The sequence below is a fragment of the Oleiphilus sp. HI0066 genome, from assembly GCF_001635725.1.
The window spans coordinates 1-862 of record NZ_LWFH01000093.1; the positions used below are offsets into that span (position 1 = coordinate 1).

Genomic DNA, 862 nt, shown 5'->3' on the forward strand with positions numbered 1-862 from the left:
TTTGAGCAACATATCGCCGGTATCTAAACCTACATCCATCTGCATGATAGTGATGCCAGTTTCTGAATCACCTGCTTGGATTGCGCGTTGAATAGGCGCGGCTCCGCGCCAACGGGGTAGCAGCGATGCATGAATATTAATGCAACCGAGCTTTGGCGTATCGAGAACCTCTTTTGGCAAGATTAAGCCGTAAGCCGCGACGATCATTAAATCAGCGTCAAGCTCTGCTAATTCCTGACGTGCTTCTGGCTCTTTAAAATTAAGAGGTTGAAAGACCTTTATATCGTGTTCGAGTGCTGTTTTTTTTACTGGGCTTGGCATTAATTTCTTGCCTCGCCCCGCAGGTCTATCGGGTTGCGTATAAACCGCAATAATATTGTGACCTGCATTTATAAGAGCGGCGAGACTGCTAGCCGCAAAATCGGGCGTGCCCGCAAAGATAATTTTCAATGGTGTTCTCGGCTTGTTCGATTTACGAGGCAGAGGCTTGCGCTTTCTGCTGCTTTTCTAGCTTTTTCTTGATGCGCGTGCGTTTAAGTTTGCTTAAGTAATCAATGAATAGCTTGCCATTCAAATGATCCATTTCATGTTGGATGCAAACCGCAAGTAAGCCAGTTGCTTCGAGTTCGAAAGCTTCGCCCTCACGATTTAAAGCCTTGATTAGCACATGCTCGATGCGCTCCACATCTTCATAATATCCTGGCACAGACAAACAGCCTTCCTGCATTTTTTCAGGGTCACCCTCTAATACGGTGACTTCAGGATTAATAAAAACATGTGGCTCAGATTTATCTTCAGAAAGATCCATCACGATAAGCTGAATGTGTTGATCGACCTGAGTCGCCGCTAAGCCAATTCCTGG

2 protein-coding genes are annotated in these 862 nt (G+C 45.7%); both read right to left on the reverse strand.

The window, feature by feature from the left end:
* Window positions 1–450 (reverse strand): methionyl-tRNA formyltransferase (fmt, locus tag A3738_RS01475; protein WP_231876494.1); only part of this gene is annotated, 450 nt, incomplete at its 3' end.
* Between the two features lie 22 nt (window positions 451–472).
* Window positions 473–862 (reverse strand): peptide deformylase (gene def, locus A3738_RS01480; protein WP_068763302.1); only part of this gene is annotated, 390 nt, incomplete at its 5' end.